This is a genomic window from Candidatus Hodarchaeum mangrovi (assembly GCF_975850365.1).
Genome location: NZ_CDLCQJ010000048.1, coordinates 1 through 1,676 on the forward strand (window position 1 = coordinate 1; position 1,676 = coordinate 1,676).

The following is a 1,676-nucleotide window of genomic DNA, read 5'->3' on the forward strand; positions in this document are numbered from 1 at the left end:
ATAAAATCACAACCTTTAGACAATCATCCTTAGTTAATATTTCAGTTTTCGGGTTGCTTAAAATTTAATCAACTGATAAAAAAATCTCCCGCAATCCGAAATCTAACTTCCGATTTCTACTTTCTCCAATATTTAATTAGTAAAACTCGGTTAAAAATTCCTATGGAAAATAATTCTAGAAATAACTAAAACTAAAATTTTCTATTCTTCAAATGAAGAATGACATTCATCCTTGATAGCACATGTTGGACAGACTCTCTGATTCATATAAACCACGTTTCCTCCTAGCACAACTATGCAACCAATTAAGGATAATAAAGCGAATACTGAGAAATTCAAAAAGAATGAAATGAATATTAGAACAATTGGTAACAGCCAAATAATCCCCATAAAAATCCGTGCAATTTTACCTTGACTTACCCACTTTTTCAAGAATAATTCTCTCCATTTCTCTACAGAAAATTGGGAGTTCATTTTAGTTTTGTAATAACAGTATCTACAAATCGTCAAAGGTAATATCAAACCAAAAACCAAGATAGAATATAGGAAGTATGAGACAGATAACCATATGTTGAGAAAAGAAATTCCCCAAGTTCCGATGGTTATCATAGCTAAAATAATTAAAAGACGTATGGGTCTATAGAAAGGACACTTTGGAAATATTCCAAGATAAGTGAGATTGGATTTATGACCTACCATTTTTGCTCAATACCAAGTTAACCTTAACTGGTCATTTTTTCATTTAAGCTTTGGTTTCGATTTTTTAAGGAAAGCTAAATTCCATCTACAAGCCTAAATCTTATATTTTAAGTAAAACAAACCTTGAAATTCAAAATATTTTCAAGAAAGGTGGTAATAAATGATTGAGATGATGTTAGCGGGATTTCTCTTTCTGTTCATATTAGTTTTAAACGTGGCAATGGGAGCGTTTGGCTATTTAATGGAGAAGAATAATTATGACCCAGATGCTGACCTAAAAAAGATTAACAAAAATCCCAAAAAATTCAAAATAGGTATAGGTTTAGCGCTTGTAGAACATGGTTGCGTCATTTTTCTCACTATTTTATTGTTCATCATTTCCAGTCCGTATAGCATATTGCTTGGAATCGTTTTACTTATCTTTAGAATAGTAGAAGGTTTGATTCAATATATTAATGAACCAAACTATTGGAAACTTATCAATATTGCAAAACAATATTCAGACAGTAGTGGAGCTGAAAATAATTCGTTAATTGATTTAGCTCAGAAAACATTCAAAACAAAAGATGTTAGATTCAAATTTGCTTTGATTTGTTGGTCTATTGGGACACTAGCTTTTTCAATAATTATTGTTACATCTGATGTTATACCTCAAATCATTGGATGGTTAGGAATAGTTTCTGGCATTCTCGTTGGTTTTGGGACTGGAATAAAACTAGTAAAACCAAAATTCAAAGGGGAAATTATTGGTGCTTTATTTGCAATGCTATTTGAAATAATCATCGGAGGATGGTTATTATTTTCTCCATTCATTTAAAAGGAGAGGTCGATAGAGTTAAAGTTTAATCAACTGCTGATTAAAAATCTCCCGCAATGCGAAATCTAACTTCAAAGGGGAAGTTATTGGCGCTTTGTTTGCGATGCTATTTGAAGTAATCATTGGAGGATGGCTATTATTTTCTCCATTCATTTAAAAG

2 protein-coding genes are annotated in these 1,676 nt (G+C 31.3%); one reads left to right on the top strand and one right to left on the bottom strand.

The window, feature by feature from the left end; translation table 11 throughout:
* Positions 1–201 precede the first annotated feature (201 nt).
* The gene (locus ACWVCY_RS05055) at positions 202–699 is read right to left on the bottom strand and encodes a hypothetical protein (protein ID WP_455140802.1); all 498 of its coding nucleotides are present in this window, start codon (positions 697–699) and stop codon (positions 202–204) included.
* A gap of 160 nt (positions 700–859) precedes the next feature.
* Between ACWVCY_RS05055 and ACWVCY_RS05060 the strand changes: the two genes are divergently transcribed.
* The gene (locus ACWVCY_RS05060; protein WP_455140804.1) at positions 860–1,516 is read left to right on the top strand and encodes a DUF4386 domain-containing protein; all 657 of its coding nucleotides are present in this window, start codon (positions 860–862) and stop codon (positions 1,514–1,516) included.
* The last annotated feature ends 160 nt before the right edge of the window (positions 1,517–1,676 follow it).